This is a genomic window from Pseudomonas sp. OTU750018, from assembly GCF_011636575.1.
Taxonomy (GTDB): Bacteria; Pseudomonadota; Gammaproteobacteria; order Pseudomonadales; family Pseudomonadaceae; genus Aquipseudomonas; species Aquipseudomonas peli.
The window spans coordinates 1,174,386-1,199,672 of sequence record NZ_JAAPAU010000002.1; the positions used below are offsets into that span (position 1 = coordinate 1,174,386).

At 61.2% G+C, this 25,287-nt stretch carries 26 protein-coding genes, 2 tRNA genes and 1 pseudogene; 10 read left to right on the top strand and 19 right to left on the bottom strand.

The features are described from left to right. Positions 1-4: 4 nt before the first annotated feature. A complete protein-coding gene (locus tag HCI85_RS14410; RefSeq protein WP_167145419.1) occupies positions 5-667 on the bottom strand; it encodes a class I SAM-dependent methyltransferase in 663 nt (220 codons plus the stop codon). Between the two features lie 231 nt (positions 668-898). Between HCI85_RS14410 and HCI85_RS14415 the strand changes: the two genes are divergently transcribed. The 5 genes from HCI85_RS14415 to HCI85_RS14435 all read left to right on the top strand — a co-directional run bounded on the left by HCI85_RS14415 (position 899) and on the right by HCI85_RS14435 (position 4,733). Further along, complete coding sequence (locus HCI85_RS14415) at positions 899-2,371, top strand: sensor domain-containing diguanylate cyclase (protein ID WP_167145422.1); 1,473 nt, start codon at positions 899-901, stop codon at positions 2,369-2,371. Further along, positions 2,368-2,583 (top strand): cysteine-rich CWC family protein, encoded by a 216-nt coding sequence (locus HCI85_RS14420; RefSeq protein ID WP_167145423.1) that lies wholly within the window; start codon positions 2,368-2,370, stop codon positions 2,581-2,583. Before HCI85_RS14415 ends, HCI85_RS14420 begins: the two co-directional genes overlap by 4 nt. Positions 2,584-2,585: 2 nt before the next feature. Continuing rightward, a complete protein-coding gene (locus HCI85_RS14425) occupies positions 2,586-3,278 on the top strand; it encodes a pseudouridine synthase (RefSeq protein ID WP_167145426.1) in 693 nt (230 codons plus the stop codon). 401 nt (positions 3,279-3,679) lie between these two features. After that, positions 3,680-4,564 (top strand): alpha/beta fold hydrolase, encoded by an 885-nt coding sequence (locus tag HCI85_RS14430; RefSeq protein WP_167145428.1) that lies wholly within the window; start codon positions 3,680-3,682, stop codon positions 4,562-4,564. A 95-nt stretch (positions 4,565-4,659) separates the two neighbouring features. Further along, positions 4,660-4,733: transfer RNA gene (locus HCI85_RS14435), tRNA-Gly, on the top strand. A gap of 85 nt (positions 4,734-4,818) precedes the next feature. Here HCI85_RS14435 and HCI85_RS14440 read toward each other — a convergent pair. Next, a pseudogene (locus HCI85_RS14440) lies at positions 4,819-4,998 on the bottom strand (tyrosine-type recombinase/integrase); the annotation flags it as partial. A 498-nt stretch (positions 4,999-5,496) separates the two neighbouring features. On the opposite strand from HCI85_RS14440, the gene HCI85_RS14445 reads away from it, so the two are divergent. Continuing rightward, positions 5,497-5,700, top strand: a complete 204-nt coding sequence (locus HCI85_RS14445; RefSeq protein WP_160088066.1) for a hypothetical protein — start codon at positions 5,497-5,499, stop codon at positions 5,698-5,700. Between the two features lie 84 nt (positions 5,701-5,784). Here HCI85_RS14445 and HCI85_RS14450 read toward each other — a convergent pair whose 3' ends face one another. Beyond that, positions 5,785-7,155: a heavy metal sensor histidine kinase gene (locus tag HCI85_RS14450; protein ID WP_167145430.1), complete on the bottom strand. Its 1,371-nt coding sequence runs from the start codon at positions 7,153-7,155 to the stop codon at positions 5,785-5,787. Then, on the bottom strand, positions 7,152-7,823 hold the full coding sequence (locus HCI85_RS14455; protein WP_090251882.1) for a heavy metal response regulator transcription factor: 672 nt from the start codon (positions 7,821-7,823) through the stop codon (positions 7,152-7,154). Before HCI85_RS14455 ends, HCI85_RS14450 begins: the two co-directional genes overlap by 4 nt. A 147-nt stretch (positions 7,824-7,970) precedes the next feature. Between HCI85_RS14455 and HCI85_RS14460 the strand changes: the two genes are divergently transcribed. Then, positions 7,971-8,471 carry a heme-binding protein gene (locus HCI85_RS14460; RefSeq protein ID WP_206677992.1) on the top strand — a complete coding sequence of 167 codons (501 nt, stop codon included), beginning with the start codon at positions 7,971-7,973 and terminating at the stop codon, positions 8,469-8,471. 14 nt (positions 8,472-8,485) lie between these two features. After that, a complete protein-coding gene (gene uraH / locus HCI85_RS14465) occupies positions 8,486-8,896 on the top strand; it encodes a hydroxyisourate hydrolase (protein ID WP_167145432.1) in 411 nt (136 codons plus the stop codon). A gap of 135 nt (positions 8,897-9,031) precedes the next feature. Here the strand turns inward: uraH and HCI85_RS14470 are convergent. Continuing rightward, positions 9,032-9,106, bottom strand: a tRNA-Arg gene (locus HCI85_RS14470). A gap of 134 nt (positions 9,107-9,240) precedes the next feature. On the opposite strand from HCI85_RS14470, the gene HCI85_RS14475 reads away from it, so the two are divergent. Beyond that, complete coding sequence (locus tag HCI85_RS14475; RefSeq protein WP_167145434.1) at positions 9,241-9,720, top strand: GNAT family N-acetyltransferase; 480 nt, start codon at positions 9,241-9,243, stop codon at positions 9,718-9,720. 142 nt (positions 9,721-9,862) lie between these two features. Here HCI85_RS14475 and HCI85_RS14480 read toward each other — a convergent pair whose 3' ends face one another. Together HCI85_RS14480 and HCI85_RS14485 are read right to left on the bottom strand one after the other, a co-directional pair. After that, positions 9,863-10,915: a Glu/Leu/Phe/Val dehydrogenase gene (locus HCI85_RS14480; RefSeq protein WP_167145437.1), complete on the bottom strand. Its 1,053-nt coding sequence runs from the start codon at positions 10,913-10,915 to the stop codon at positions 9,863-9,865. Positions 10,916-11,098: 183 nt separating this feature from the next. Continuing rightward, complete coding sequence (locus HCI85_RS14485; RefSeq protein WP_167145439.1) at positions 11,099-14,566, bottom strand: indolepyruvate ferredoxin oxidoreductase family protein; 3,468 nt, start codon at positions 14,564-14,566, stop codon at positions 11,099-11,101. Between the two features lie 201 nt (positions 14,567-14,767). Between HCI85_RS14485 and HCI85_RS14490 the strand changes: the two genes are divergently transcribed. Beyond that, complete coding sequence (locus HCI85_RS14490; protein WP_160088079.1) at positions 14,768-15,235, top strand: Lrp/AsnC family transcriptional regulator; 468 nt, start codon at positions 14,768-14,770, stop codon at positions 15,233-15,235. An 18-nt stretch (positions 15,236-15,253) separates the two neighbouring features. Here HCI85_RS14490 and HCI85_RS14495 read toward each other — a convergent pair whose 3' ends face one another. The 12 genes from HCI85_RS14495 to phnE all read right to left on the bottom strand — a co-directional run bounded on the left by HCI85_RS14495 (position 15,254) and on the right by phnE (position 25,230). Further along, positions 15,254-16,477 carry an MFS transporter gene (locus tag HCI85_RS14495; RefSeq protein ID WP_167145441.1) on the bottom strand — a complete coding sequence of 408 codons (1,224 nt, stop codon included), beginning with the start codon at positions 16,475-16,477 and terminating at the stop codon, positions 15,254-15,256. Beyond that, on the bottom strand, positions 16,474-17,238 hold the full coding sequence (gene phnP / locus HCI85_RS14500; RefSeq protein WP_167145443.1) for a phosphonate metabolism protein PhnP: 765 nt from the start codon (positions 17,236-17,238) through the stop codon (positions 16,474-16,476). The genes HCI85_RS14495 and phnP overlap by 4 nt, the downstream gene beginning before the upstream one ends. Beyond that, positions 17,229-17,813 carry a phosphonate metabolism protein/1,5-bisphosphokinase (PRPP-forming) PhnN gene (phnN, locus tag HCI85_RS14505; protein WP_167145445.1) on the bottom strand — a complete coding sequence of 195 codons (585 nt, stop codon included), beginning with the start codon at positions 17,811-17,813 and terminating at the stop codon, positions 17,229-17,231. Before phnN ends, phnP begins: the two co-directional genes overlap by 10 nt. Continuing rightward, positions 17,813-18,958 (bottom strand): alpha-D-ribose 1-methylphosphonate 5-triphosphate diphosphatase, encoded by a 1,146-nt coding sequence (locus tag HCI85_RS14510; protein WP_167145446.1) that lies wholly within the window; start codon positions 18,956-18,958, stop codon positions 17,813-17,815. The genes phnN and HCI85_RS14510 overlap by 1 nt, the downstream gene beginning before the upstream one ends. Continuing rightward, positions 18,948-19,661 (bottom strand): phosphonate C-P lyase system protein PhnL, encoded by a 714-nt coding sequence (phnL, locus tag HCI85_RS14515; protein ID WP_167145448.1) that lies wholly within the window; start codon positions 19,659-19,661, stop codon positions 18,948-18,950. Before phnL ends, HCI85_RS14510 begins: the two co-directional genes overlap by 11 nt. Before the next feature lie 52 nt (positions 19,662-19,713). Beyond that, on the bottom strand, positions 19,714-20,523 hold the full coding sequence (gene phnK, locus HCI85_RS14520; RefSeq protein ID WP_167145451.1) for a phosphonate C-P lyase system protein PhnK: 810 nt from the start codon (positions 20,521-20,523) through the stop codon (positions 19,714-19,716). Further along, positions 20,520-21,434, bottom strand: a complete 915-nt coding sequence (locus tag HCI85_RS14525; protein ID WP_167145786.1) for an alpha-D-ribose 1-methylphosphonate 5-phosphate C-P-lyase PhnJ — start codon at positions 21,432-21,434, stop codon at positions 20,520-20,522. Before HCI85_RS14525 ends, phnK begins: the two co-directional genes overlap by 4 nt. 68 nt (positions 21,435-21,502) lie before the next feature. Beyond that, the gene (locus tag HCI85_RS14530) at positions 21,503-22,594 is read right to left on the bottom strand and encodes a carbon-phosphorus lyase complex subunit PhnI (protein ID WP_167145453.1); all 1,092 of its coding nucleotides are present in this window, start codon (positions 22,592-22,594) and stop codon (positions 21,503-21,505) included. Then, a complete protein-coding gene (gene phnH / locus HCI85_RS14535; protein ID WP_090251840.1) occupies positions 22,594-23,205 on the bottom strand; it encodes a phosphonate C-P lyase system protein PhnH in 612 nt (203 codons plus the stop codon). The genes HCI85_RS14530 and phnH overlap by 1 nt, the downstream gene beginning before the upstream one ends. Beyond that, entirely contained in the window at positions 23,205-23,681 is a 477-nt protein-coding gene (gene phnG, locus HCI85_RS14540) for a phosphonate C-P lyase system protein PhnG (RefSeq protein ID WP_090251837.1), read from the bottom strand. The genes phnH and phnG overlap by 1 nt, the downstream gene beginning before the upstream one ends. Positions 23,682-23,694: 13 nt before the next feature. Beyond that, positions 23,695-24,399 (bottom strand): phosphonate metabolism transcriptional regulator PhnF, encoded by a 705-nt coding sequence (gene phnF / locus HCI85_RS14545; RefSeq protein ID WP_090251834.1) that lies wholly within the window; start codon positions 24,397-24,399, stop codon positions 23,695-23,697. A 36-nt stretch (positions 24,400-24,435) separates the two neighbouring features. Beyond that, positions 24,436-25,230, bottom strand: a complete 795-nt coding sequence (gene phnE, locus HCI85_RS14550) for a phosphonate ABC transporter, permease protein PhnE (protein ID WP_090251830.1) — start codon at positions 25,228-25,230, stop codon at positions 24,436-24,438. Between the last annotated feature and the right edge of the window lie 57 nt (positions 25,231-25,287).

Here is a 25,287-nt window from a genome sequence, read left to right on the forward strand (position 1 = left end):
GGGGCTAACGCCGGTAACTGAGGATGCGCCCCTTAAAGGGCGCATCCGGGTTATCCAGCAGGTTCAGGCTATCGGCCAGCTGCAGATAGCCGTGCTCCAGCATATGCCGGGAAAACCGCGCGCTGTTGCCACGGCCCGGATCGACAATCAGCACCGCCGCGTGGCGGTTGCAATGGCGGTCGATAAACCCGGCCAGCAGGCTGGGATGGTCACGCTCGTAAAGCAGATCGCTGCCGATCACCAGATCAAACAGGCCCAGCTGCTGATAGTCCTCAGCCCAGTCGCAGCTCTGATAAGGCACCGGTTCCAGTTGATTAAGCGCGGCATTGCGCAGCAGAAACTCGCCCGCCAGCGGGTGATAGTCGCTGGCGGTGATATCCGCACCCAGGCGCTGCAACACCAGGCTGGTCAGCCCCAGGCCGCAGCCCAGCTCAAGAATGCGCAGCCCTTCAACTGCCATACCGCTCAGGGTTTGCGCAAGCACTTCACCGGCCGGCCAGAGTTGACCGAACAGCGACCAGGTGGCCGAGGAGATTCCAGCTTTTTCCGCCAGGCCGTCGAGGTCAGCGAACTGCTGTTTGTCGCGCAGCGAGCACAGGTGAAAATCCTCAAGGCCAATGCTCAAGGTGGAGTATTTGATGCGATAGCTGGCAGGTGCGCTGGGCATGGGGGCTCGGTGTGCTGAAAGGACTGCGGTCAGGGGCAGATCAGCAAGGCGTACGCCGGGCGGCGGTACGGGTCACCAAGGAGACTCTTCGTGTTGCCGCACCATAGTCCTCAAGGCCTTGCGCAGCAAGCGTCATGGCTGCCGGTAAATCGGCCAGGCACAGATGTTTCAGCAGCGCCAACCGTTGCCGAACGCTACAATGCGGCGATTATTTAACCAGCAGAGCCTTGCATGCCTCACAAATCCCCCCTGGCCCGGCAATGGTCCTTGATTGCGCTGCTGCTGGTTCTGCTCGGTTGTGGCTTCCTTGCCACCTCCCTGGCCAGTTACTACACCGCTCTGGACTCGATCCGCTCCGGCATCATCAATACCGAACTGCCGCTGACCTCGGACAACGTCTACTCGGAAATCCAGAAGGACCTGGTTCGGCCCATCCTGATTTCTTCGATGATGTCCCGCGACACCTACGTGCGTGACTGGGTGTTGAGCGGCGAGAAGGATCCTGAGCAGATCACCCGCTACCTGCGTGAAGTGCAGGAGCATTACGCCACGGTCACCAGCTTCTTCGTCTCCGAGAAAACCCACACCTACTACCAGGCCAAAGGCGTGCTCAAGCAGGTCAAGGAAGACGAGCCACGCGATGACTGGTATTTCCGCGTGCGCGACATGCAGACCCCATACGAGATCAATGTCGACGTCGACATGGCCAACGACGACCGCATGACCGTGTTTATCAATTACAAGGTGTTCGATTACGAGCAGCGCTTTATCGGCGCCACCGGCGTCGGCCTGACCGTGGATGCAGTGGTCAAACTGATCGACACCTACCAGCAGCGCTATGAGCGCAGTGTGTTCTTCGTCGACACCAATGGTCGGCTGGTGCTCACGGGTGCCAACGGCGGGCCGATGGGCGCGCGGGTTGGTCAGTCGCTCAGTGAAATTCCCGGCCTGGAAGAGCTGCAGGCCAAGCTGCCGCACCCACAAAGCGGCGACTTCGAGTATCAGGAACACGGCCGCGATCACTTCCTCAATGTGCGCTTTATCCCCGAGCTGAACTGGTACCTGTTTGTCGACAAACATGAGGACGGCGCGGTCGCTGGCATCCGCAAGTCGCTGTACCTCAATCTGCTGATCTGCCTGGTGGTCACCGTTATCGTCATCAGCCTGGTCAGCCTGGTGCTGCGCCGCTATCAGCGACGCATCAGCGCGCTGGCCACCACCGACCTCCTGACCGAGCTGCCCAACCGCCGTGGCTTTGACCTGCTGGCCAATCAGGCCGTGCAGGAAGCCCGGCGCAGCCCAAGCGCGCTGTGCGCCCTGATGCTCGACCTGGACAACTTCAAACAGCTCAACGACAGCCACGGCCATATGGCCGGTGATGAAGTACTGCGCCGCTTTGCCAGCGACCTGCGCAGCACCCTGCGTCAGTCCGACATCATCTGCCGCTGGGGTGGCGAGGAATTTATTCTGCTGCTCAAGGAAACAACGCCCGAGCAAGCACGCGAGCTGGGCGAGAAAATCCGCCAGCAAACCGAGCAAAGCAGCATCAGCTTCAACGGCGCGCAGCTACGCATCACCACCAGCATCGGCCTGGCGCAATTGCATGCCGATGAATCCCTGGAGCAGCTGATCACCCGCGCCGACCGCGCCCTGTACCGGGCCAAACAGGGCGGCCGCAACCGCCTGTGTGAAGAAATCGCGTGAGTGATGAAACCAACCGCTGCCCCTGCTGCGGGCAGCTCAACCAATGCGCCCAGGCTGGCGCCGACGCACCGGTGAGCGAATGCTGGTGTTTTAGCGTACCGGTCGATGCCGCGCAGTTGGCTAAGTTGCCACCCGAGCAGCGCAACCGCAGCTGCCTGTGCCCACGCTGCGCTCAGGGCTTGCCACCTGAAACCCCGCCAGCAAACAGCTAGCCATGCGCCTCGACCGCTTTCTCAGCAACCTGCCCCAACTCAATCGCCAAGCAGCGCGCCAACTGCTGGCCAGCGGCCGCGTGAAAGTGGACGGTGCTGTGGTTTGCGATGGCCTGTGCGAAGTCAGCCAGTTCAGTCGAATCGAGGTCGATAGCGAGCTGCTGCAAGCCGGCAAAGCCGCACGTTATTTCATGCTGCACAAACCCATCGGCGTGGTCAGCGCCACCGCGCATGAGCAACACCGCACCGTGCTGGATTTACTCGATGAGCCGGACACAGCCGACCTGCACCTGGCCGGCCGCCTGGACCTGAATACCACCGGCCTGCTGCTGATCACCAACGACGGCCAATGGTCACGCCGCCTGACCGAGCCGCGCAGCCGCCTGGGCAAGGTCTATTGGGTTGAGACCGAACAGCCGATTACTCCTGAGTACATCGAGGTGTTCGCCCACGGCCTGTACTTCGCCTATGAAGACCTCACCACCCTGCCCGCCGAGCTGGTGATTCTGGACAGCCACAGCGCCCTGCTGACCCTACACGAAGGCCGTTACCATCAGGTCAAGCGCATGTTTGGCCACTTCCAGAACAAGGTCATCGGCCTGCACCGTCTGAGCATGGGCGCCATCCAACTCGACCCGCAGCTGGCCCCCGGCCAATACCGCGCCCTGACAGAAGCGGAAATCGCCTGCATCTAAGGCAGTTCGTGCTCAAGTCACATACTTAGCTAGCTAACCGACAAACGGTTATTCGATATTCCAATATTCACTTGCGCCAGCCCGAACGCGGCTGCTTAAATAAAACCAAAAGGTCTTATCGTGACTTAATAGTCACGCAAGCCATCTAAGCGTTCCATCGGTTACTTGCGCACTGCGCGAAATGGGTTCCTGCCTGGTCAAAGACGCCACTCCACACCTGCCAAAAGGTCGTGGACGGATGCTCTATTTCAGCCCTAACTGATTGAAAATAAATAACTTATAAAATCCTTCAGCCTGACATCTTGCTGTCACGTCCAGGCGCTTTCCTGACTGTCCTGCTTAGCCCGGCTTAACGGCATCGCCGTTTTGCCATGCCCATTTTTGCGCCAGGAGGAAACGACATGAAGCCAGCCACCGCTGTCGTCGATATACACAGGACGTTCAAGGTACACACGGAGTTCTATGCCAACCCCAGCGCGCGCAAGACCATCATCCTGATCAACGGCTCGCTGGCAACCACCGCCGCCTTTGCGCAAACCATCAAGTACCTGCAACCACAGTTCAATGTGGTGCTTTACGATCAGCCCTACGCCGGCCAGTCCAAGCCGCACAACAGCCATAGCCGGCCGATCAGCAAGGAAGATGAAGCCACCATCCTGTTGGAGCTGATCGAACAGTTTCAGGTCGACTACCTGCTGTCGTTCTCCTGGGGTGGCGTCGCCGCCATGCTCGCTCTGGCGCAACGCCCGGCGCGTATCGAAAAGGCGGTGATCACCTCCTTCTCGCCGTTGCTTAACGCACCGATGCTCGACTACCTGGAAAAAGGCATGACCTACCTGAATGCCATCGACGGCGAAAAGGTCGGCCAGCTGGTCAACAGCACCATCGGCAAATACCTACCCTCCCTGTTCAAGCGCTACAACCATCGCCATATCAGCAGCCTCGACAGCCACGAGTACCTGCAGTTGCACGCGCACATCAACCAGGTGGTACATATGGACAACCACTGCCAGATGGAGTGCCTGGCGGCCATCGACATCCCGCTGCTATTTATCAACGGTGAGCACGACGAATACACCTCTCCGGATGACGTGCGCCTGTTTGCTGAGTACCTGAGTGACTGCCAGTTCGCCACTATCGACAACACCGGGCACTTTCTCGACATGGAGCACAAGAAGGCCTGGCTGCAGAGTCAGTCCGTCATGCTCAAGTTCCTGCAGGCCCCGGCACGCAACAGCTCCAGCAACCGCCCACAGCATGACCTGCACCACGCGATAGCCGTATGAACCACCGCTATGCGCCAAGCCTGCAGCGCCCAGCCACAGATAGCCGCGCTGCAGGCTTCATTTCGGCCAAGACTTCCGGTATAAAGGCACCCGCTGCGGGCGTCGTATAGTGGTAATACCCTAGCTTCCCAAGCTAGAGCTGTGGGTTCGATTCCCATCGCCCGCTCCAAATCGCAGTTTTTAAAGCCCTGACTTCTAACAAGATTTCGGGGCTTTTTGCTTTCTGACCTAGACCGGTGTCGAAAAGAGTCGAAGATGGGATTGCAGCACAAAGCTTCCTGCAGGTGATCCTGTGTCAGATGTGCATAGCTCATGGTCATGGTGACGGACGCATGACCAAGCACCTTCTGCAGGGTCAGGATGTTCTCGCCAGTGATGACGAAGTGATAAGCGAAGGTATGTCGAAGCACATGCTTAGCCTGGGCACGAGAAAGGAACGATAGCGGGCGTTCCTGCAGGCGCAGGGCGTGAGCCTCAAAGGCTGGCTAATCAAGCAAGCTTCCGAGATGACGACATGGAATCGTCACGGATGGATCTGAGGTCAAGTGCATCCTCGTTCAGCTGATGAATAACCCTGAGCATCTGCTGCCGAAGGACTTGATCACCTGTACGTTCTGCAGCGCGCATGAGTGCAATGGCTGCGTCTTCGTTGTGTTCAGCAATGGTGGTTAACGTTTTGCGTGCGTTGCGGTTCAAAATCTTGCCCTCGAGTGAAGACGGCAAGGTAGTAGACAATTATTACGGATTGGTTGCAGAGAACGAGCCGCAGACGAATGGACCTGAATTCGTCACACGCGTGCAACAATCTGGAGAGAATATGGCGTCATCTGATGCTCATCAGGTGCTCCTCCTAAATTAATATTTGACCGACGTTTGTTGGTCTTTTTTTGCCTAAAACTCACGGTTCGACTCAATTCGCGAGAGGAACTGGCATGGAAATCTCGATTTCAAAGATGGTGATAGAAGACGGCGAAAAATGGTTAGTAAACACCGGGGCTATAAAGCTTAACTTCAAGGATCAGGCTTCAGCTGTCGAGTTCACCGAAAAGCTAAAAGAACGTATCGAAGCGCCGCACAAGCTGCCGAGTAGTGCGCTAGAGCCAATCACTTCAGCGTTTGCTGTAGAGAACGTTTAAGCCCTAAAAATCAAAGCCCCCACAAGAACTCAAAACATAAAGCCCCGACTTCTAACCAGATTTCGGGGCTTTTTACTGGGTGGCTTAAGCACTATCCAGCGGAAATAGCAGACTGAAGCTCGTGCCCGCCTGGGTGCTGGTAACGCGAACCTGACCGCCATGGGCATGCATGATCGAACGCACAATCGCCAAGCCCAGGCCACCCGAATCATCGGGCTGGTTACGCGAGGGGTCGCAGCGATAAAAGCGCTCAAACAGACGCGGCAGGTGTTCGGCGGCAATGGGTTCACCGAAGTTGTGCACGCTGATCTCAACGACTCCATCGCACAAACTGCTGCTGATGGTGACAACACTGTCAGGTATGCCGTAACGCAGCGCATTCGCCAGCAGGTTAGCCAAGGCCCGACGGACTAACTGCGGGTCGGCGACTAAAGTGTCACTGCCCTTGTTAATCAACTCGATTGCGCATTCCTGTGCTGTGCCATCGAAGTACTCGCAGAGCTGTTCGACCAATTCGTGCAGATCAACCAGTTGCCGGTTGATCGAAGCATCAGCCTGCTCGGTACGCGCGAGAAACAACATACTGTCGATCATTCGCGCCAATCGGTCGTACTCCTCAAGATTGGAAACCAGCAAGTTCTGGTATTCATCCACTGAACGTGGACGTGCGAGGGTTTGCTGCGCGTGCCCCATTAGGTTACTCAGCGGAGTGCGCATCTCATGGGCGAGGTCTTCTGAAAAGCGCGAGAGCTGGGCAAAGCCGTCTTCAAGACGCGCGAGCATCAGGTTTAACGCCTTGCTGAGCCCCTGCAATTCGCTGACATCTTTAAACTCATCCAGGCGCAGGTGTAGGTGCTGCACGTCAATGGCAGCGGCGCGCATTGCCAGCTGTCGCACCGGCTGCAAACCACGCAGGCTGACCAGCCAGCCGAACCCAAATGCTAAGAATGCGCCAACCGATAAGGCCAACCAGAGTTTGAGGCGATACGCCGCTAGCATCTGCTCACGCTCACTGAGCAACTTTCCGGCAATCAGGGTTAGGCGACGATCGCCTCGGGTGACATCCAACCAGGCCAGGCGCAAAGGTTCACTGCTTGGGCTATCGCCTAGGGTGGCTCGCTCGGCAGCTGGCAATACGGGCAGCGGCATTAAGGTTGGGTTGATCTCGATCAGTCGCTGCCCGGCGTCATCGATAATCCACAGCAAACTATCGCGATTACCCAGCATGTTTTCATAGAGCTGCGGTCTGCTGCGCAGGGCCTCAATGCTCTGGCTGTCGTCAAGCAAGGCCTGCATGCGCTCCAGCCGGCCAAGCAATGCCTGATCATCGCGCCAGGCAATTTCGCGCTGCAGCGATTGGTACAGGGAAAAACCAATTAGGCCCAATAACAACGTGCTGACCAGGGCAAACATCACGGCGAGGCGCACGCTCAACGCGCGCGGCCACAGCCTCATGACTGCGCCTCAAGCATGTACCCCATGCCGCGAACAGTGTGGATCAGCTTAAGCTGGTATGGGTCGTCGACCTTGGCGCGCAGGCGGCGGATGGCCACATCGACCACGTTGGTGTCACTGTCGAAATTCATCTGCCAGACATGCGAAGCAATCAAGGTACGCGACAACACCTCCCCCTCACGGCTGAGCAGCAAGTGCAGCAGAGAGAACTCCTTGTTGGTCAGGGTCACGCGTTCACCATTGCGGGTGACTTTGCGCCGTAACAGGTCTAGGTGCAGATCCGCCACTTGAAACTGCTCAACCTCACGCGGAGGCCCACGACGCAGCAAGGTACGTACGCGAGCCAGTAACTCGGCGTAAGAAAAGGGTTTGACCAAGTAATCATCAGCGCCCAGTTCCAGCCCTTTGACACGGTCCTCCACTGCATCACGCGCAGTGAGAAACAGTACCGGTGTTTGCAGCTTGCGCCGAATGATCTGCAGCAGCTGCCAGCCATCCAAACCGGGCAACATGACATCAAGAATGATCAGGTCGAACTCATGTTCCTGCACCAGGTGCTGGCCATCCAGGCCATTCAGGGCAACGTCCACGCGATACCCCGACTCACCTAAGCCTTTGCTCAAGTAATCCGCGGTTTTTACTTCGTCTTCGACCACCAGAATGCGCATCTTTTCCTCCAGCACAGGCGCATAGCCTAGGCCGTTCTGCGCGGCGCTCCCATTACAAATTAGTAATCCAAGCGCAATCCGTTTGACGGTGACGCTTGGGCAGCATGGTCACCCATCGCTCAGCTGAGCCCAACCTTGGAGACCGATATGTTGCTTCGCACTGCCACCTTGTCATTACTCGCACTGGCCATGGGTTCTTCTGCCGCATGGGCCGCCAACGAGAAGGTCGCTCAACGCCAAGACGTAACCCTGGCCCTGGCCAACGACCTGCTCAGCGCGACGTTGAACGCGTGCCATGCCGAGGGACGTACCGGCGTTGCCGCCGTAGTCGACCGCGGCGGCAACCTGGTTGCGGTGCAGCGTGATGACAATGTCGGCCCGCACAACACCGTGGCGGCGCAGCGCAAAGCCTTTACCGCCCTGTCGACTAAAACCGCGACACGCCTGCTGTCTGAGCGTGCCCGCAACAACCCGGATGCCAAGAACCTCAACACCCTCGATGAGCTACTGCTGCTCGGTGGCGGCGTGCCATTGAAGGTGGGCGATCAGGTCATCGGGGCAATCGGCGTAGCCGGTGCTGGCGGCGCCGAAATTGATGAAGGCTGCGCCCTGAAAGCCATTGCCCAAGTTTTACCTACCACTCACTGATTAGGAGTCACACCATGAAACTGCTGAAAACCCTGTTTGCCGGCGCTGTCCTCAGCGGCCTCTCCTCCCTGGCCCTGGCAGCTGGTAACCCGCTGAGCGTGCACGTGCTGAACCTGCAAGACGGTCTGCCTTCGCCTGAAGTCAACGTGACCCTGGAAAAACAGGACGGTAAAAACTGGAACATGCTCAACAGCGGCGCAACCAACGAACAAGGCCGCATCACCGCCCTATACCCGGAAGATAAAGCGCTGGAGAAAGGCACCTACCGCGTGACGTTCAAGACAGGAGAGTGGTTCAAGAAACACGCCACGGCGAGCTTCTTCCCTGAAGTGCCGGTGATCTTCGAAGTCGACGGCACCGTGCCGCACTATCACATACCGTTGCTGCTCAGCCCTTACGGCTTTTCGACCTACCGCGGTAACTAAAGCACAGGCTTTAAACAAAAATGCCCGCTTTATGCGGGCATTTTTCTGTAAGCCAGTTGCAGCGTGATCAAAGCGATGAGCAGAACACCTGATTAAACTGAGGTTCACACAGTGACTGTGCAAGCACAGGAAAGATGGCGTTCCCAACTGGATTCGAACCAGTATCTAGCCCTTAGGAGGGGCTTATTCTATCCATTGAACTATGGGAACTGAGGCTGGATAGACGGGCCACCAGCGGGCGGCATCTTAGCGAGACCGCAGGCGTTTGTCATGCCGCTGCCATCATCTCGGCGCCATACTGCCAACTGACTGCCAACCGGCTGTCATAAGGAGAGGAGATCGCCATGCGCCCCGCTGCTTCGCATCATCTGCCGGATTCGCCTTTTGCCGATTTTCACCTGCGGGCGGTCAGCGTTAACGATGCCGCTGCCCTGGCTGCCTTGCTGCAGCAGCTCGCGCCCGATGAGCCGCGCGCCGATGCCAAGCTGCTGGCGTTGCGCCTGAGCGAGCTGCCGGTAAGCCGTGTGGTGCTGGTGGCAGAACGTGACGGCAAGTTGCTCGGCACCTGCACGATCAATCTGATTGAGCACCTGGCGCACAATTTTGCCCGCTCGGCGATTCTGGAAGATGTGGTGGTGGATACTGAGGCGCGCGGCCTAGGGATTGGCCAGGCGCTGATGGGCAAAGCCATCGAACGCGCCCGCGCCTGGGGGTGTTACAAGGTCGCGCTGTCCAGCAGCCAGAGCCGTGAGGCTGCCCATGCTTTTTATGCTGGCCTGGGGTTTAAGCCGCATGGGATTAGTTTGGCGCTGATGCTGGAGTAAGCAGCTGTCAAAGGCCTTTGTCGCGGCGGCGACGCATAGTCCATGCTGGCGAATCGCTGTTGACCTGAAAGCATCGCGGGCATGGCCCGCTCCTACGGGTTTCGCCGAGCCTGCCAGCAATGCTGATCAACATTTAGCTGCTTTATCGGCCGAAGCGCTCTTCGGCCAGCTGATCGGCGATTTCTACGGTGGTTTTGCTCGCCGCATCGGCGCGCTGGAAGATCTGTTCCAGGGTCGCGCCGATGCCTTCGATATGCGCCTTAAGCTGTGCGGCGCTGCCGCCGGTGCGTTCGTAGCAGACATCGATAATGCCGCCGGCGTTGATCGCGTAATCCGGCGCGTACAGGCATTCGTTGCGGCGCAGGGTTTCCGCCAGGCTGGCATCGGCCAGCTGATTGTTGGCGGCCCCGGCGATAATCGGCGCGCGCAGGGCTTCCAGGGTTTGCTGGTTGATAATGCCGCCCATGGCGCATGGCGCGAATACATCGACATCCAGGCCGAAAATCGCCTGTTGCGGCACAGCGGTTGCGCCCAGTTGCTCGACCGCGCGACGCACATTGGCTTCGACGATATCGGTTACCCACAGCTCGGCACCAGCGGCTTTCAGCTGACGCGCCAGGTCGAAGCCCACCTGCCCTACCCCCTGGATCGCCACTTTTAAACCGTGCAGATCATCACGGCCCAGGCGGTGTTTGACTGCGGTCTGGATGCCGATAAACACCCCGTAAGCGGTGGACGGTGACGGATCGCCATTGCGCGTGCCGCCTGCGAACGCTTCGCGCAGCACGGCGCCGGATACGTGGCGCGTGCGCTCAGCCATGATCTGCATTTCCGCAACACCGGTGCCGGAGTCGGCGGCGGTGATATAGCGCCCGCCGAGGCTGTCGACAAAATCACCCATGGCCTGGAACAGCGCCGCGCTCTTGCCGGTATGCGGGTCGCCGATGATCACTGCCTTGCCGCCCCCCAGCGGCAAGTTGGCCAGGGCCGATTTGTAGGTCATGCCGCGCGACAGACGTAGCACATCGCGCAGCGCTTCATCGTCATTGGCGTAGGGCCACATGCGGCAACCGCCGAGGGCCGGGCCGAGGTTGCTGTTGTGAATGGCGATAATCGCCCGCAGGCCGCTGGCCTTGTCGTGGCCGTAGACCACCTGTTCGTGGTGGTCGAAATCGATATGGGAAAACACGGACATGGGAGTTCCTTGATTGTTCTTGTTGTTGAAATAAAGAGAGGGCGCAGGCGGTGTGAAAACGTAGCGAGCGAAGGTCAGGCGAGGCAAAAACAGGCTAAAAAGCGGAGTTTACGACTGTAAATGAGCACTTTTAGCCTGTTTTTAACGCAGCATCACCGAGCGCAGTAGTTTTCACGCTGCCTGTCAGGCAGCTGGCTCGAACAGGTGCACGGCCTGGATCTCGCTAACCAGCATGCGCGCTTTGAGCTGGCTGCTCTGCTCGCGCACCTTGGCCAGGCTGCGTTCCTTGACGTGGCCATAGCCGCGGATCTGCTCCGGTAGCTCGGCCAGCGCCAGCGCGGTGCGGTAGTTGTCGGCGTTGAGCTCCTTGAGCAGGTAGTCCAGGTTCTGCTCGTAGTCGTCGATCAGGTCCAACTCCAGCTTGCGCTCAGCGCTGTAGCCGAACAGGTCCAGCGGCGTGCCACGCAGAAACTTGAACTTGGCCAGTACGCCGAAAGCTTTGAGCATCCAGGCACCGAACTGACGTTTGCGCGGCTCGCCGGTGCTGGCATCCGGCTTGCTCAGCCAGGACGGTGCCAGGTGGAACTCCAGGCGGTAGTCGCCGCTGAACTGCGCCTCCAGCTGACGGATAAAGCTGCCGTCGCTGTACAGCCGCGCCACTTCGTACTCGTCCTTGTAGGCCAGCAGTTTGAAGTAATAACGTGCCACGGCCTTGCTCAGCGCTTGGTCAGCACTCTTGTCGACCTGCTGCACCCGCGCTACCTGCTCGCGGTAGCGCTCGGCGTAGGCGGCGTTCTGGTAGGCGGTCAGGCGCACCACGCGGTCAGCGATGATTTCTTCCAGGCTCTGGCAATGCGGCGCTTCAATCACTTCCGGCTTAGCCAGACGCTCCACAGCGACCGCATCATGGGCGGCGCGACGGCCCCAGAGGAATGCCTGCTGATTGAGCTGCACGGCCACGCCGTTAAGCTCGATGGCCTTGTTGATGGCTTCGGCGGACACCGGCACCAGGCCCTTCTGGTAAGCAAAACCGAGCATAAACAGGTTGGTGGCGATGCTGTCGCCGAGCAGGCGGGTGGCCAGGCGGCTGGCATCGACAAAGTGGGTTTTGCTCGCGCCCACCGCTTCGATCAGCGCCTCGCGCATGGCCGCGCCAGGCACCTGGGCATCGGGGTTGCGGGTGAATTCGGCGGTCGCAGCTTCATGGCTGTTGACCACCGCATGGGCGATCTTGTCATTCAGCTTGGCCAAAGCCTCTTCGCTGGCCGAGACCACCAGATCGCAGCCCAGCAGCAGATCGGTTTCACCGGCGGCGATGCGCACGGCAAAGATATCGTCCTGCTTGGCGGCGACGCGGATATGGGTAATCACCGGACCGAATTTCTGCGCCAGGCCGGCCTGATCGAGCACGCTGCAGCCCTTGCCTTCGATATGCGCAGCCATGCCGAGCAATGCGCCGACAGTGGTGACGCCGCTGCCGCCGACACCCGGCAGGAGGATATTCCAGGGGCGATCCAGCGTGGGTTGGCGCGGCTCCGGCAAGGCGATAAACAGCGCGCTCAAGCCCACGGCTTCCGGCTTGCGCAGGCTGCCGCCGTGCACGGTGACAAAGCTTGGGCAGAAGCCTTCAACGCAGCTGAAATCCTTGTTGCAGGAGTTCTGGTCGATCTCGCGCTTGCGCCCTAGTTCGGTTTCCAGCGGCAGCACTGACAGGCAGTTAGACTTGACGCTGCAATCGCCACAACCCTCGCACACGGCCGAGTTGATAAAGGCACGCTTCTGCGGGTCGACCAGCTTGCCGCGCTTGCGCCGACGGCGCTTCTCGGTGGCGCAGGTCTGGTCATAGATGATCACCGAGCAGCCCTGGAACTCGCGCAACTCGCGCTGCACGGCATCCAGATCACGGCGATGGTGGAAGGTGACGATGGGCGCGAAGGTGTTGCGAGTCGGATATTTCTCAGGCTCGTCGGTGACCAGGGCGATGCGTTTCACCCCTTCGGCATACACCTGCTGGCTCAGTTGATCGACGCGCAGTTCGCCGTCGATGGGCTGGCCGCCGGTCATGGCCACCGCGTCGTTGTAGAGAATCTTGTAGGTGATATTCACCCCGGCGGCCACGGACGCACGCAGGGCCAGCTGGCCGGAGTGGAAGTAGGTGCCGTCACCGAGGTTCTGGAAGATGTGCGGGGTGTCAGTAAACGGCGCCTGGCCGATCCAGGTCGCACCCTCGCCGCCCATCTGGGTAAAGGTGTCGGTGTTGCGGTCCATCCACTGGGTCATGTAGTGGCAACCGATACCGCCCTGGGCGCGGCTGCCTTCCGGCAGTTTGGTCGAGGTGTTGTGCGGGCAACCTGAGCAGAAATGCGGGGTGCGCACGGTGGTGTGCTTGGGTGCGGCCAGCGAGGCTTCCTTGGCCGCGAGGAAGGCCAGACGCTCTTCAATCTGTGGGCTGCTGTAGATCGGCGCGAGGCGCTTGGCGATGGCGCGGGCAATCATCGCTGGGGTCAGTTCGGACAGGTTCGGCAGCAGCGAATGGCCGGCCTCATCAAACTCGCCCACCACCACCGGACGCTTACCCACGGGCCAGTTGTACAGCTGACCGGTGAGTTGGTCTTCGATGATGCTGCGTTTTTCCTCGACCACAAGAATCTCGTCCAGGCCCTCGGCGAACTCATGCACCGACACTGGCTCCAGCGGCCAGCTCATGCCGACCTTGAGCACACGCAGGCCCACCTGAGCGCACAGCGCTTCATCCAGGCCGAGGTCATCCAGGGCTTGACGCACGTCGAGGTAGGACTTGCCGGTGGTGATAATGCCTAAGCGCGGATTGGGCGAATCGAGCTTGATCTGGTTGAGGTTGTTGGCCAGCGCAAAGGCACGGGCGGCGTAGATTTTGTAGGTATTAAGGCGCGCTTCCTGGGCCAGGGGTGGGTCCGGCCAGCGAATATACACACCGTCTTCCGGCAGCTGGAAGTCCTCGGGAATCTTCACCTGCATGCGCAGCGGGTCGACATCCACCACGGCGGAGGAATCGACGTTCTCGGCGATGGTTTTCAGCGCCACCCAGCAACCGCTGTAGCGCGACAGCTCCCAGCCGATGATGCCGTAATCGAGAATTTCCTGAACGTTGGCCGGATTAAGCACCGGGATCGAGGCGGCGATAAACGCATGCTCGCTCTGGTTGGCGATACTCGAAGACTTGCAGCCATGGTCGTCGCCAGCCAGCAGCAGCACGCCGCCATGCTCGGAAACGCCGGCCGAGTTGCCATGCTTGAACACATCACCACAGCGGTCCACGCCCGGGCCCTTGCCGTACCACATGGCGAATACGCCGTCGTAGCGCGCACCGGGGAACAGGCTGGTCTGCTGGCTGCCCCATACCGAGGTGGCGGCCAATTCTTCGTTGACGCCCGGCTGGAAGTGGATGTGATTTTCTTTGAGGTACTGCTTGGCATCCCACAGGCTCTTGTCGAGGTTGCCCAAAGGCGAGCCACGGTAGCCGGAAATAAAGCACGCGGTATTCAGGCCATGAGCTGCGTCGCGTTGCTTCTGCAGCATGGGCAGGCGGGTCAGGGCCTGGGTGCCGGTCAGGTAGAGGTGACCGGTAGCAAGGCGGTACTTGTCATCCAGGCGGATCTCGGCCAGAGACATGGTGGTGCTCCTGTTATTTTTATCGAGAGCTGGGTTGGCAACGGTGAATGCCACCCTTGTTAAGCCTAGTGCGGGATCGCCCCACAAGGCGTATGGCCAAGAATATGACTGAGCAGTACGGAGATTTTCTTTCTATTTTCGGGATGAAAAGCCAATACTGCGCATGACCTTTCCAATAAATACAAGAATTCAGGAACAATCATGCAGGACTTGCTCAGCCCCATTGATCGGAAAATTCTTCGCTTGCTGCAGCACAATGCCGACCTCTCCGCCGCCGAGATCGCCGAGAAGGTGGAGTTGTCACAATCGCCCTGCTGGCGGCGGATTCATCGCATGCAGGAAGACGGCATTATCGAGCGCAAGGTGGCCCTGCTCAGCCACAAGCAACTGGGCTTTAGCATCACCGTATTTGTCGATATCAAACTGTCGGCGCACGGGCGCAGCAATCTGGAAGAATTTGAGCGCGCCGTGGTCGGTTACCCCGAGGTGCTGGAGTGTTTCACCATGGCCGGCGGCTCGGATTACCTGCTCAAGGTTGTGGCCAAGGACATCGCCAGCTACGAACGCTTTCTGCGCGACCACCTGCTGCAACGCCCGCATGTGCACGAAGCGCACTCGCATATCGCCATGAGCGAGGTCAAACGCACCACCGAGTTGCCGCTGGATTAAGGCGTGAGATCGCCTTGCCTATGCCGCCTCCGCACGCGGCTGGCGCAGGGTGCGTTCCGACTGCGCTTTGCCCGCCCACCACAATGCCAGCGGGCCGAGCAGCAATAGCAGGCCCATCAGGGCAAAAGCAGCCCACCAGCCGAGCAGACTCTTGTCACCCAGCACATCCAGGCTGATGCCAAACAGCAGCGGGCCAAGGAAGGCGCCGCTAAAGCCGGTGCAGGAATACAGCGCCATAGCCGTGCCACGGTGGCTGGCGGGCGCGACTTCGATCAACCCTGCTGTCAGGGATGACGAATCGGCGGTGACGGCGATGCTGTAGAGCAGTACCAGTACCAGCATCAGCCAGAACGGCAAGGCCGCGCTCAGGCCGATAAACACCGCCAGCAAGGCCGAGCTGAGCATTACCGCGATCAGCCAGCGCTGCCGACCGAAACGCAGCGCCAGCTCGTTGCCGAAGATGCTCGCGGGCATGCCGATCAGGGTCACCAGCATCGCCACCCAGGTGCCGGACAGCCAGGGATCGCTGCCCTGCAGCTGCCCGGAAAACACCACAAAGGCCACCACCCAGGCACGCAGGGCAAACAGCTCAAGATTATGCACCGCATACGCCAGGCAGTAGGCGGCAACCGCACGGTTTTTCAGCGGGGCCAGATCCAGCAGCTTGCGCGGCGCATGCTGCACAACCGCCTTGGGCTGCAAGCCCCAATAGACCATGGCCCAGGCCAGCAAGGCGCAAACGCCACTGAGCAGCGTCGGCAACTGCCAGCCGCCGAACTTGGCCAGCTCGCCGGCGAGGATAAACGACAGCGCAGTGCCCAAGCCGAAGCTCGCGGTATAGAACGCCACCGCGCGCGACTGCGCCGGCCCTTCGATGCGTTCGGACAGCGCCTTGAGCCCCGGCATGTAAGTGCCGGCCAGGCCGACGCCCGCCAGCACTCGCCAGGCCAGGGCCGACCAGAAACCATCGGCGAAGACAAAGCCGGCATTGGCCACGGCCGTCAGCAGCATCGCGGCGAGGTAGATCAGCCGCGCATCGTATTTGTCGGTCAGCCCGGTGAGGAGCGGTACCGCAACCATATAACCGAGAAAGAACCCACCACCAATCCAACCCGCCTGGGTATTAGTCAGCCCCCACAGCGCCTGAAAATCCGGCAGCAAGGCGGCGAACAAGGCAAAGCCGGCCATACCCAGGGTTTCCGCGCCGCACAGCAGCAGAGTGATGCGGCGGGCGTTATTCATAACACCCGCCCGTCAAAAGCCAGGCTTACGCCAGCCGGTAAGGCGTCGGGGTTATCTAACAGCCAGGCGTCAAAGCTGTGGCCGATATGGGTCAACACGGTTTCTCTCGGTTGCAGCTGCTCGACCACTTCCAGCGCGCGGGTCAGGTCGTTGTGGTTGCGCGGGGCGATGGGTTGCGGCGCGGTGGAACAGTCCAACACCAGCAGATCCAGCGGCTGCTGGCGCAGCACCTCGGCGCTGGCGTCCGGCACGCCGAGGGTGTCTGTCAGATAGGCGATACGCCGCTGTTCACCACTCGCCGTTAAGCCTTGCAGTAGATAGCCAAAGGTCGGTTTCGAGTGATTAAGCGGTAGCGCCGTGACGCTTAACTCACCCAGTTGCCGCTGCTCGAAGGCGGCAAACGGCTGGCTGAAATCGAGAATACCGGGGTGCTTGTACAGGTCGGCCAAGCCTTCTGGATCATCCGGGCCATGCACCGGAATAATCAGCCCCTGCCCCCAGCGCAGGTGCAGCAAGCCCTGAGCGTGATCGGCGTGGTAATGGGTTTGCAAAATGCCACTCAGGCTATGGGGCGGAAAGCGCTCGCACAAATCGGTCAGCCCCGAGTCGATCAGCCAGCGCTGCGCGCCACATTCGATCAGCGCGCAGCAGGGGCCGCGGCGCCGCGCGGGGTAAACCCGCGCGCTGTCGCAGGCCGCGCAGCTGCAGTTGTACACCGGCACCTGACGGGCATCGCCGGTGCCGAGCAGGGTCAGGCGCATGCGCGCTCATCGCTAAGCAGTTGCAGCAACTGGGTGACGGTTTGGTCGAGTGGTCCGGAGTTGTTGAGTAGGTATTGCGATTCGCCTTCGTCGCTATCCCCTGCCACCGAGGCAGAAGGAAGTTGCAGTTCGCGGCTGCGAGCCAAGCGGGCCTCGATCTGCTCGGCGCTTTCCCGTCCGCGCGCGTGCAGGCGCTGGCGTAGGGCTGCTTCATCCACCTGCAGGAGAATCGCCAGCAGTTCGGGATAACGCTCGCGCGCCTTAGGCAAATAGCCGCGCGAACCATTCACCAGCACGTCCTGCCCCACCGCCAGCCAGTCATCGATCTGCCGTGGGATGCCATAGGCCAGGCCGTTGGCGCGCCAGCTCAGGGCAAAGGCACCAGCGGCTTCCTGTTGGTCGAACTCGGCCGGCGACACACCGATGGCGTCCTCGCCCACCGCTTCCGCCGAGCGAGTGATCACCCGGCGGGCGATCAGACAACCACGTTCGGCCAAGCGCTCACGCGCGGCATTCAGCAGGCTGTCCTTGCCCGAGCCCGAAGGCCCCATCAGATAGATCAACCGGCCACTCATCAGAACACCCTTTTCGCTTGTCGCCAGACTTGCTGGATCACCGCCTGGCCCGCATGCACCTGCGCCTGCACCAGGTCGGCACGCAGGCCGACGCGGATTTCGCCACGATCATGCAGCCCCGCCGCCTGTGCCGGCACGCGGCTGACGGTGGCAATCGCTCGCGGCAGATCATAGCCGTTGTCCTGCCCGGCCAGCAGCAAAGCAGCCTGCAGCAGGCTGGCCGGGTAGTAGTCGCTGGAGAGGATATCCAGCACACCCTGCTGAGCCAGTTCAGCGGCGGCGATATTGCCGGAGTGCGAACCGCCGCGCACGATATTCGGCGCGCCCATTAGCACCTTTAGGCCCAGCTCATGGCTGGCCTTGGCGGCCTCCAGGGTGGTGGGAAATTCGGCGATGGACATGCCGAAACCCGCCGACTCCTGCACATGGGCCAGCGTGGCGTCATCGTGGCTGGCCACAGAAATACCACGGGCCTGGCAGTCGGCCACAATGCTGCGGCGCTGACGGTCGCTGTACTGCCGCGAGTTACCCACTTGCTCGACGATAAAGGCCTCCATCTCCGCTTCGCTGAGGTGGTACTTGCCCATGTAGTACTCGCGATATTTGTCTTCCTTGGCGAACTGGCGCTGGCCCGGCGCGTGGTCCATCACCGAGACCAGTTGTACCAGCGGATGCTCGACCAGATCGCGAAACACCGCGAGGGTCTCCGGATGGCAGACCTCGCAGCGCAGGTGCAGGCGGTGATCGGCGCGCATATGCCCGGCCGCTGCGGCTGAAGCAATCGCTTCGAGCATCGCCGGCAGTTGCTGCATGCGTTTGCCGCGCGGGTTGACGTCGCCAATCGCCAGGGCATCGAACACCGTGGTGATGCCCGCCGAAGCGATCTGCGCATCGTGGGTCAGAACCGCCGAAGCCGATGGCCAATCCACCCCCGGCCGAGGGCTCATGTATTTTTCCAGGTTGTCCGTGTGCAGCTCGACCAGGCCGGGCAGCAGGTAATCACCGTTCAAGTTCTGCGCCTGGGGCAAGCCGCTAACGCCCTCTTCTACTTGGGCGATCAGGCCGTCACGCAGCACCAGGGTGCCGACAAACTCCTGCTCGGCGGTGATGACCCGCGCGTTGGTAAGAATCTGTTCAACCGGCATATACGTACTCCTGCTGCGCCGCAGCGCTCATATCAAGGTAACGATCGGCCACCGCCTCACGGGCAGCGCGATCGTGGAAGATGCCGATCAGCGCGCTACCGGCGGCCTTGGCTTCATCGATCAGTTCCAGCACCACCTGGCGGTTGGCGTCGTCCAGGGAGGCCGTGGGTTCATCCAGCAGCATCAACGGCCAGGCGACCATAAAGCCGCGGGCGATATTCACCCGCTGCTGCTCGCCGCCCGAGAAGGTGCCGGGGGCGAGTTGCCACAAGGCCTGGGGGATATTCAGGCGGCTGAGCAGGCTTTTCGCCCGCGCTTCGGCATCCGCTTTGCTCCAGCCACGGGCCAGAGCCGGTTCCATCACCACATCCAGAGTCGACACACGGGGAATCACCCGCAGAAACTGGCTGACATAGCCCAGGGTCTGCCGGCGTACCGCCAGCACCTGGCGCGGTTCGGCGCCGACCAGCTCAACCCAGGCGCCGTTGTGCAGCACGCGAATGCTGCCGCCAGCGGCCAGGTAGTTGCCGTACAGGGTGCGCAGCAAGGTCGACTTGCCAGCACCGGATTGTCCGTGCAGCACCAGGCATTCGCCGGCGCGCACGCTGAAATGCAGCCCGCTCAACACGTTCAGCACCACGCCGTGCTGCTGATGCAGGGTGAAGGTCTTGCTGAGGCCAGAGACCTCGATAAGCGTATTCATGATTGACCTCATATTGACCGGCAGCCCTTATGCAATCCGGGCTGCACACACGTCAGGGCTGTAGGACAGATGACACCAGCAACTGCGAATAGGGATGCTGCGGGTCATCGAGAATCTGGTCGGTAAGACCGGCCTCGACCACATGGGAGCGGCGCATCACCATCAGCCGGTCCGCCAGCAAGCGCGCCACAGCCAGGTCATGGGTGACGATCACCACCGCCAGGTCCAGTTCGCGCACCAGGCCGCGCAACAGGTCGAGCAGGCGCGCCTGCACCGACACATCGAGGCCGCCGGTGGGCTCGTCCATAAAGATCAGCCGTGGGCTGGACACCAGGTTGCGGGCGATCTGCAAGCGCTGCTGCATGCCGCCGGAGAAGGTGCGCGGCAGGTCGTCGATGCGCAGCGGGTCGATCTCCACCTGTTGCAGCCAGTCGATGCCGGCCGCGCGCAGTTCGCCGTAATGGCGCACGCCCTGAGCCATCAGCCGCTCGCCGATATTGGCCCCAGCAGACACGCCCATGCGCAGGCCGTCACGCGGGTTCTGCTCTACAAAGCCCCACTCGGTGCGCAGCAGCGTGCGGCGCTGCGCTTCGCTAGCGCTGTACAGATCAACCCAGTTGCCGGTTGTGTCGCGATAACTGACCGTGCCGCGATCCGGCGAGCAACGCCCGGAAAGCAGGCTAAGCAGGGTCGACTTGCCCGAGCCAGACTCGCCGACAATGCCCAGCACTTCGCCCGGATACAGATCGAACGACACGCCCTGGCAGCCTTTCTCCAGGCCGTACAAGCGGGTCAGATCGCGCACGCTGAACAGCGGCTGCGCCGTGTCGGTGTGCAGGTGCATTTTCTCGGCAGCACTCATTGCTCGCCCTCCTCTTCAAGGTCACGGCGTTGCATGCAGTAATCGGTGTCAGAGCAGACGAAGCGCTTGGTCCCGGCGTCGTCGACAATCAGCTCGTCGAGGTAGGAATCCTGGCTGCCACAGAAGGCGCAGCATTCGTCCCAACGCTGGATCTCGAACGGGTGATCTTCGAAGTCCAGACTCACCACTCGAGTAAACGGCGGCACGGCATACAGGCGCTTCTCGCGGCCGGCGCCGAACAGCATCAGCGCCGGGCTCATGTGCAGCTTGGGGTTGTCGAATTTGGGGATCGGCGAGGGGTCCATCACGTAGCGCTCGTCCACCGTCACCGGGTAGGCGTAGCTGGTGGCGATATGGCCGAAGGTGGCGATGTCCTCGTACAGCTTCACGTGCATCACGCCGTAGTCCTCCAGCGCGTGCATGGTGCGGGTCTCGGTTTCCGAGGGCTCGATAAAGCGCAGCGGCTCAGGGATCGGCACCTGATAGACCATGATCTGATCGCCACTAAGCGGTGTTTCCGGAATGCGGTGGCGGGTCTGGATCACCGTCGCTTCGGGGGTACGGGTGGTGGTTTTGACCCCGGCGGTGCGGGCGAAGAACCGCCGGATCGACACCGCGTTGGTGGTGTCATCCGCGCCTTGGTCGATCACCTTGAGCACATCGTCAGCGCCAAGAATCGCCGCGGTCAGCTGCATACCGCCGGTGCCCCAGCCATAGGGCAGCGGCATCTCGCGGCCACCGAAGGGCACCTGATAACCAGGAATCGCCACGGCCTTGAGCAGGCCACGGCGGATCATGCGTTTGGTTTGCTCGTCCAGGTAGGCAAAGTTGTACCCAACCTCACACGCTACTGCGCCAGCTTGATTCGCGTGCGGGCGGTGCTCGGCATCCTCATGTACAAACTCGTACATTCCGGTGCCTGCGCTCCGGCCGCCCACGACTGAAGCAGGCTCGCTACGCGTGTAGATTTCATTTGTACTCATGCGCGTTGCTCCTCGGCAGCGGGCTGCTCGCTGGCCTGCTTACGCAGTTTGCGGATCAGCTCCAGCTCGGATTGGAAGTCGACGTAGTGCGGCAATTTCAGGTGCGAGACGAAGCCGGCGGCCTCAACGTTGTCGCAGTGCATCAGCACGAACTCTTCCTGCTGCGCCGGACCTTCGACCTCCTCGTTGTACTCCGCCGCACGCAGCGAACGGTCGACCAGGGCCATGCCCATGGCCTTGCGCTCGGCATAGCCAAAGGCCAGGCCGTAACCACGGGTGAACTGCGCCTGCTCGGCACTCTCACCAACGAACTGGTTGACCATCTCGCACTCGGTCACTTCGATATCGCCCAGCGGCACGGCAAAGCCGAGTTCTTCCGGCTCCAGCCAGACCTCGACCTCGCCAATACGAATCTCGCCGGCAAAGGGGTGATTACGGCCGTAGCCGCGCTGGGTGGAATAACCCAGCGCCAATAGAAAGCCTTCATCGCCTCGGGCCAGTGCCTGCAGGCGCTGGGCGCGACTGGCGGGAAAATCCAGCGGTTCGCGGGTGATATCCGCCACCGCTGCGCCATCATCGGCCTCGCGGGCCATCAGACCTTCGTCGGCGAGAAAATCCAGCACCCGCGGGCACGGTGACAGTTCAGCCTGCGGATCAACCTGCGGCCCTGGCTGCTCGCCTTCGGCCAGCAGGGCGAAATCCAGCAGACGGTGGCTATAGTCGAAGGTCGGGCCGAGCAGTTGGCCGCCGGGCAGGTCCTTGAAGGTCGCCGAGATGCGCCGGCTCAGCTGCATCTGCGTGGTGTCCAGCGCGGCGCTGGCACCAAAGCGCGGCAGCGTGGTGCGGTAGGCGCGCAGCAGGAAGATCGCTTCCATCAGATCGCCGGCCGCCTGCTTGATCGCCAGTGCTGCCAGTTGTGGGTCGTACAGCGAGCCTTCGCTCATCACCCGTGCGACGGCCAGCGGCATCTGCTCGCGCACCTGCTCAACACTGAGTTCAGGTATAGAAGTATCACCACGGCGCTTTTTCGCCAGCAGTAAATGGGCATTGTCGATGGCGCGTTCGCCACCTTTAACCGCGACGTACATCAGGCAGCCTCCTCGGCATTGAGCAGCACACGGGTGCTGCGCGGCAGGCCGATGACCTGCTCACCAGCGGCGAAGAAGGCATCCAGGCCACGGGGAAACGCACTGCGTGCCTGGCGCTGCTGCCAGAACACCGCCGGCAGCGGCAACTCGACGCTGCGTACGTCCTTGATGCCCGGCCCACGCCAGCGAAGGGCTGCGCCATTACTGAGGGCGTCGAGCTGGATCAGCAGGGTGCAGGACTGGTCCGGGTAGCGTTCGCTGCCATTGTCGAAATCCGACAGGTCCGTCAGCTCGCTTTCATCGAGCAGGGCAAACAGCGCCAGTTCGCGTTCGGCGACAATCGGGCAGCCGCAGTGAAAGGCCAGGTTGGCGCGGATCGCCGGGGTGTCGAAACGCGGCGCCAGCCACAGCGGCGTGTCGCCATCGAGAAACGCCAGGCACAGGGCGTAAGTAGCCGGTTGCAGGTTTTCCAGAGCCAGGGCGCGGTTAAGCGGTTGTATCAGGCCTGGCTCAGCCAGCGCCTTGAGGGCGCTGCGAAAGCTGGTCTGCGCATCCAGCACCGGGTCATTGAAGGCCGGTTGCAGCCATTGCGAGCTATTCGCCGCGTTCATCAGTCTTCTCCTCTGACCAGGGTAAAAAATTCCACCTGAGTGGTGGCGGTTTCGGCAGCCTTGGCCGCCTGTTGGGCGTGCTGTGCAGCCGCCAATGGCTCGATCAGCCGGCTCAGCCAGTGCGGCTGTTCACTGCCCTGCAAATGCGCGTCGGCCAGGGCCGCCAGTTCGGCATGCTGCTTGTCGCGCCCGGCCACGTAGCTGTAACCGGTGCGGCCATCAGCCAGGCGCACCACGCAGCGGGTCACGCTCATCTCGCCGAGGTTGAACGGGCTGCCGGTGCCGCCCATGCGCCCGCGTACCAGGGTCATGCCAATTTCCGGGGCGCGGATCAGGCGGTAGTCGGCTTCCTTCAACGCCGACTCGTAGGTCGCCAGTTGGCCACCGGCACGGGCGAGTACGCCCATCCAGCGCTGGCGAATGGCGATCTGCGGATCGCTGTGCAGCAGGTTGCTTTGCGGTCGTGCGCGGTTCATCAACGAGCCTCCATCAAAGGGCGAGCTGGTACTGGAAGCGGTCGGCGCGGCTGGTCGATAACGACAGCTCCACCGGCCGTCCGGCCAGATTGCGGGAAAGGGTTTGCACGCTAAGCAGCGGTGCATGCTTGGGCATCAACAGCCGCGCGGCCTCATCACGGCTGGGCAGGCGCGCGCCGATCAGGCTGAAGGTGCGGGTCAGCGGCAGGCCGCGCAGGCTGAGGTACTGGCGCAGCGAGCCGCCCTGGTAGTCGGCCAGCAGCTCGGCGTATTCGGTGCTGAAGGCATGTCGAATCAGGCTGACCGGCTGGCCTTCAATCAGGCGCAGGGTGCTCAGCTCCAGCAGTTGCGCACCACTGGGCAGTTGCAGGTACTCACGCTCCTCGCAACCGGCCGGGCGCAGGCGACTTTCCAGAAGCTGCGCTTCGACTTTGTGACCAAGCGCCGAAAGCGAAGCGCTGTAGGCACTGCCAGCCTGCATCGGATAAATCAGCGGCTTGGCCAACACCCGCGTACCCTTGCCCTGCTGGCGCAGCAGGCGGCCTTCGAGCACCAGCTCATCCACCGCGCGACGCAGGGTGTGGCGGTTGACGGCAAAACGCGCGGCCAACTGCACCTCGGCCGGCAGGTAATCGCCAGGGCTCATGCGCTGCAGCTCATCGCGCAGCACGGCAGCCAGTTCGCGGTACAGCGGCTCAGGTTGTCTAGACAAGTGCATGGCTAATAAAGGGCATCCGCAGATGCCCGTTCTCCGTCAGATAAATTGTTTGCGCAGGCGCTGCGAAATGATGTCCAGCAGGCTGACCACCAGGATGATCACGATCAGCAGGGCGCAGGTCTGGGCGAACTGGAAGCCGCGAATCGCTTCCCAGAGAATCACCCCGATGCCACCGGCGCCGACCATGCCGACCACGGTTGCCGAGCGCACGTTGGATTCGAAGCGGTACAGCGAGTAGGAAATCCACAGCGGCAGAACCTGCGGAATCACCCCGTAGATAACTTCCTGCAGCGCGCTGGCGCCGGTGGCACGTACGCCTTCAACCGGGCCCGGATCGATGGCCTCGACCGCCTCGGCAAAGAGTTTGGCCAGCACCCCGGTGGTGCCGATAAACAGCGCCAACACCCCGGCGAATGGACCCAGGCCAACCGCCACCACAAACAGCATGGCGAAGACCATTTCATTGATCGAACGGCAGGCATCCATCACCCGACGGATCGGCTGGTAGACCCACCACGGCACGATGTTTTCCGAGCAGAGAATGCCCAGCGGAATAGCCAGAACAATCGCCAGCACCGTGCCCCATAGGGCGATCTGCACGGTGACGATCATTTCCTTGAGATACAGCTCCCAGTCGCTGAAATCGGGCGGAAAGAAGTCCGCGGCAAATGTCGCCATGTTGCTAGAGTCGCGGATCAGCGCCAGCGGATTCATCTCCGCGCCCTGCCAGGACCAGGCCAACACAACGAAGAACAGCCCCCAGCCGATCAGCTGCAGCCAGGAACGCTTGGCAATCAGGTCGGGCGTAGGTGCGGTGGTCAAAGTGGTCATAACAACATCTCGAATCAAGCGGCAGAAGAAAACGACCCGCCGTGGGCGGCGGGTCGA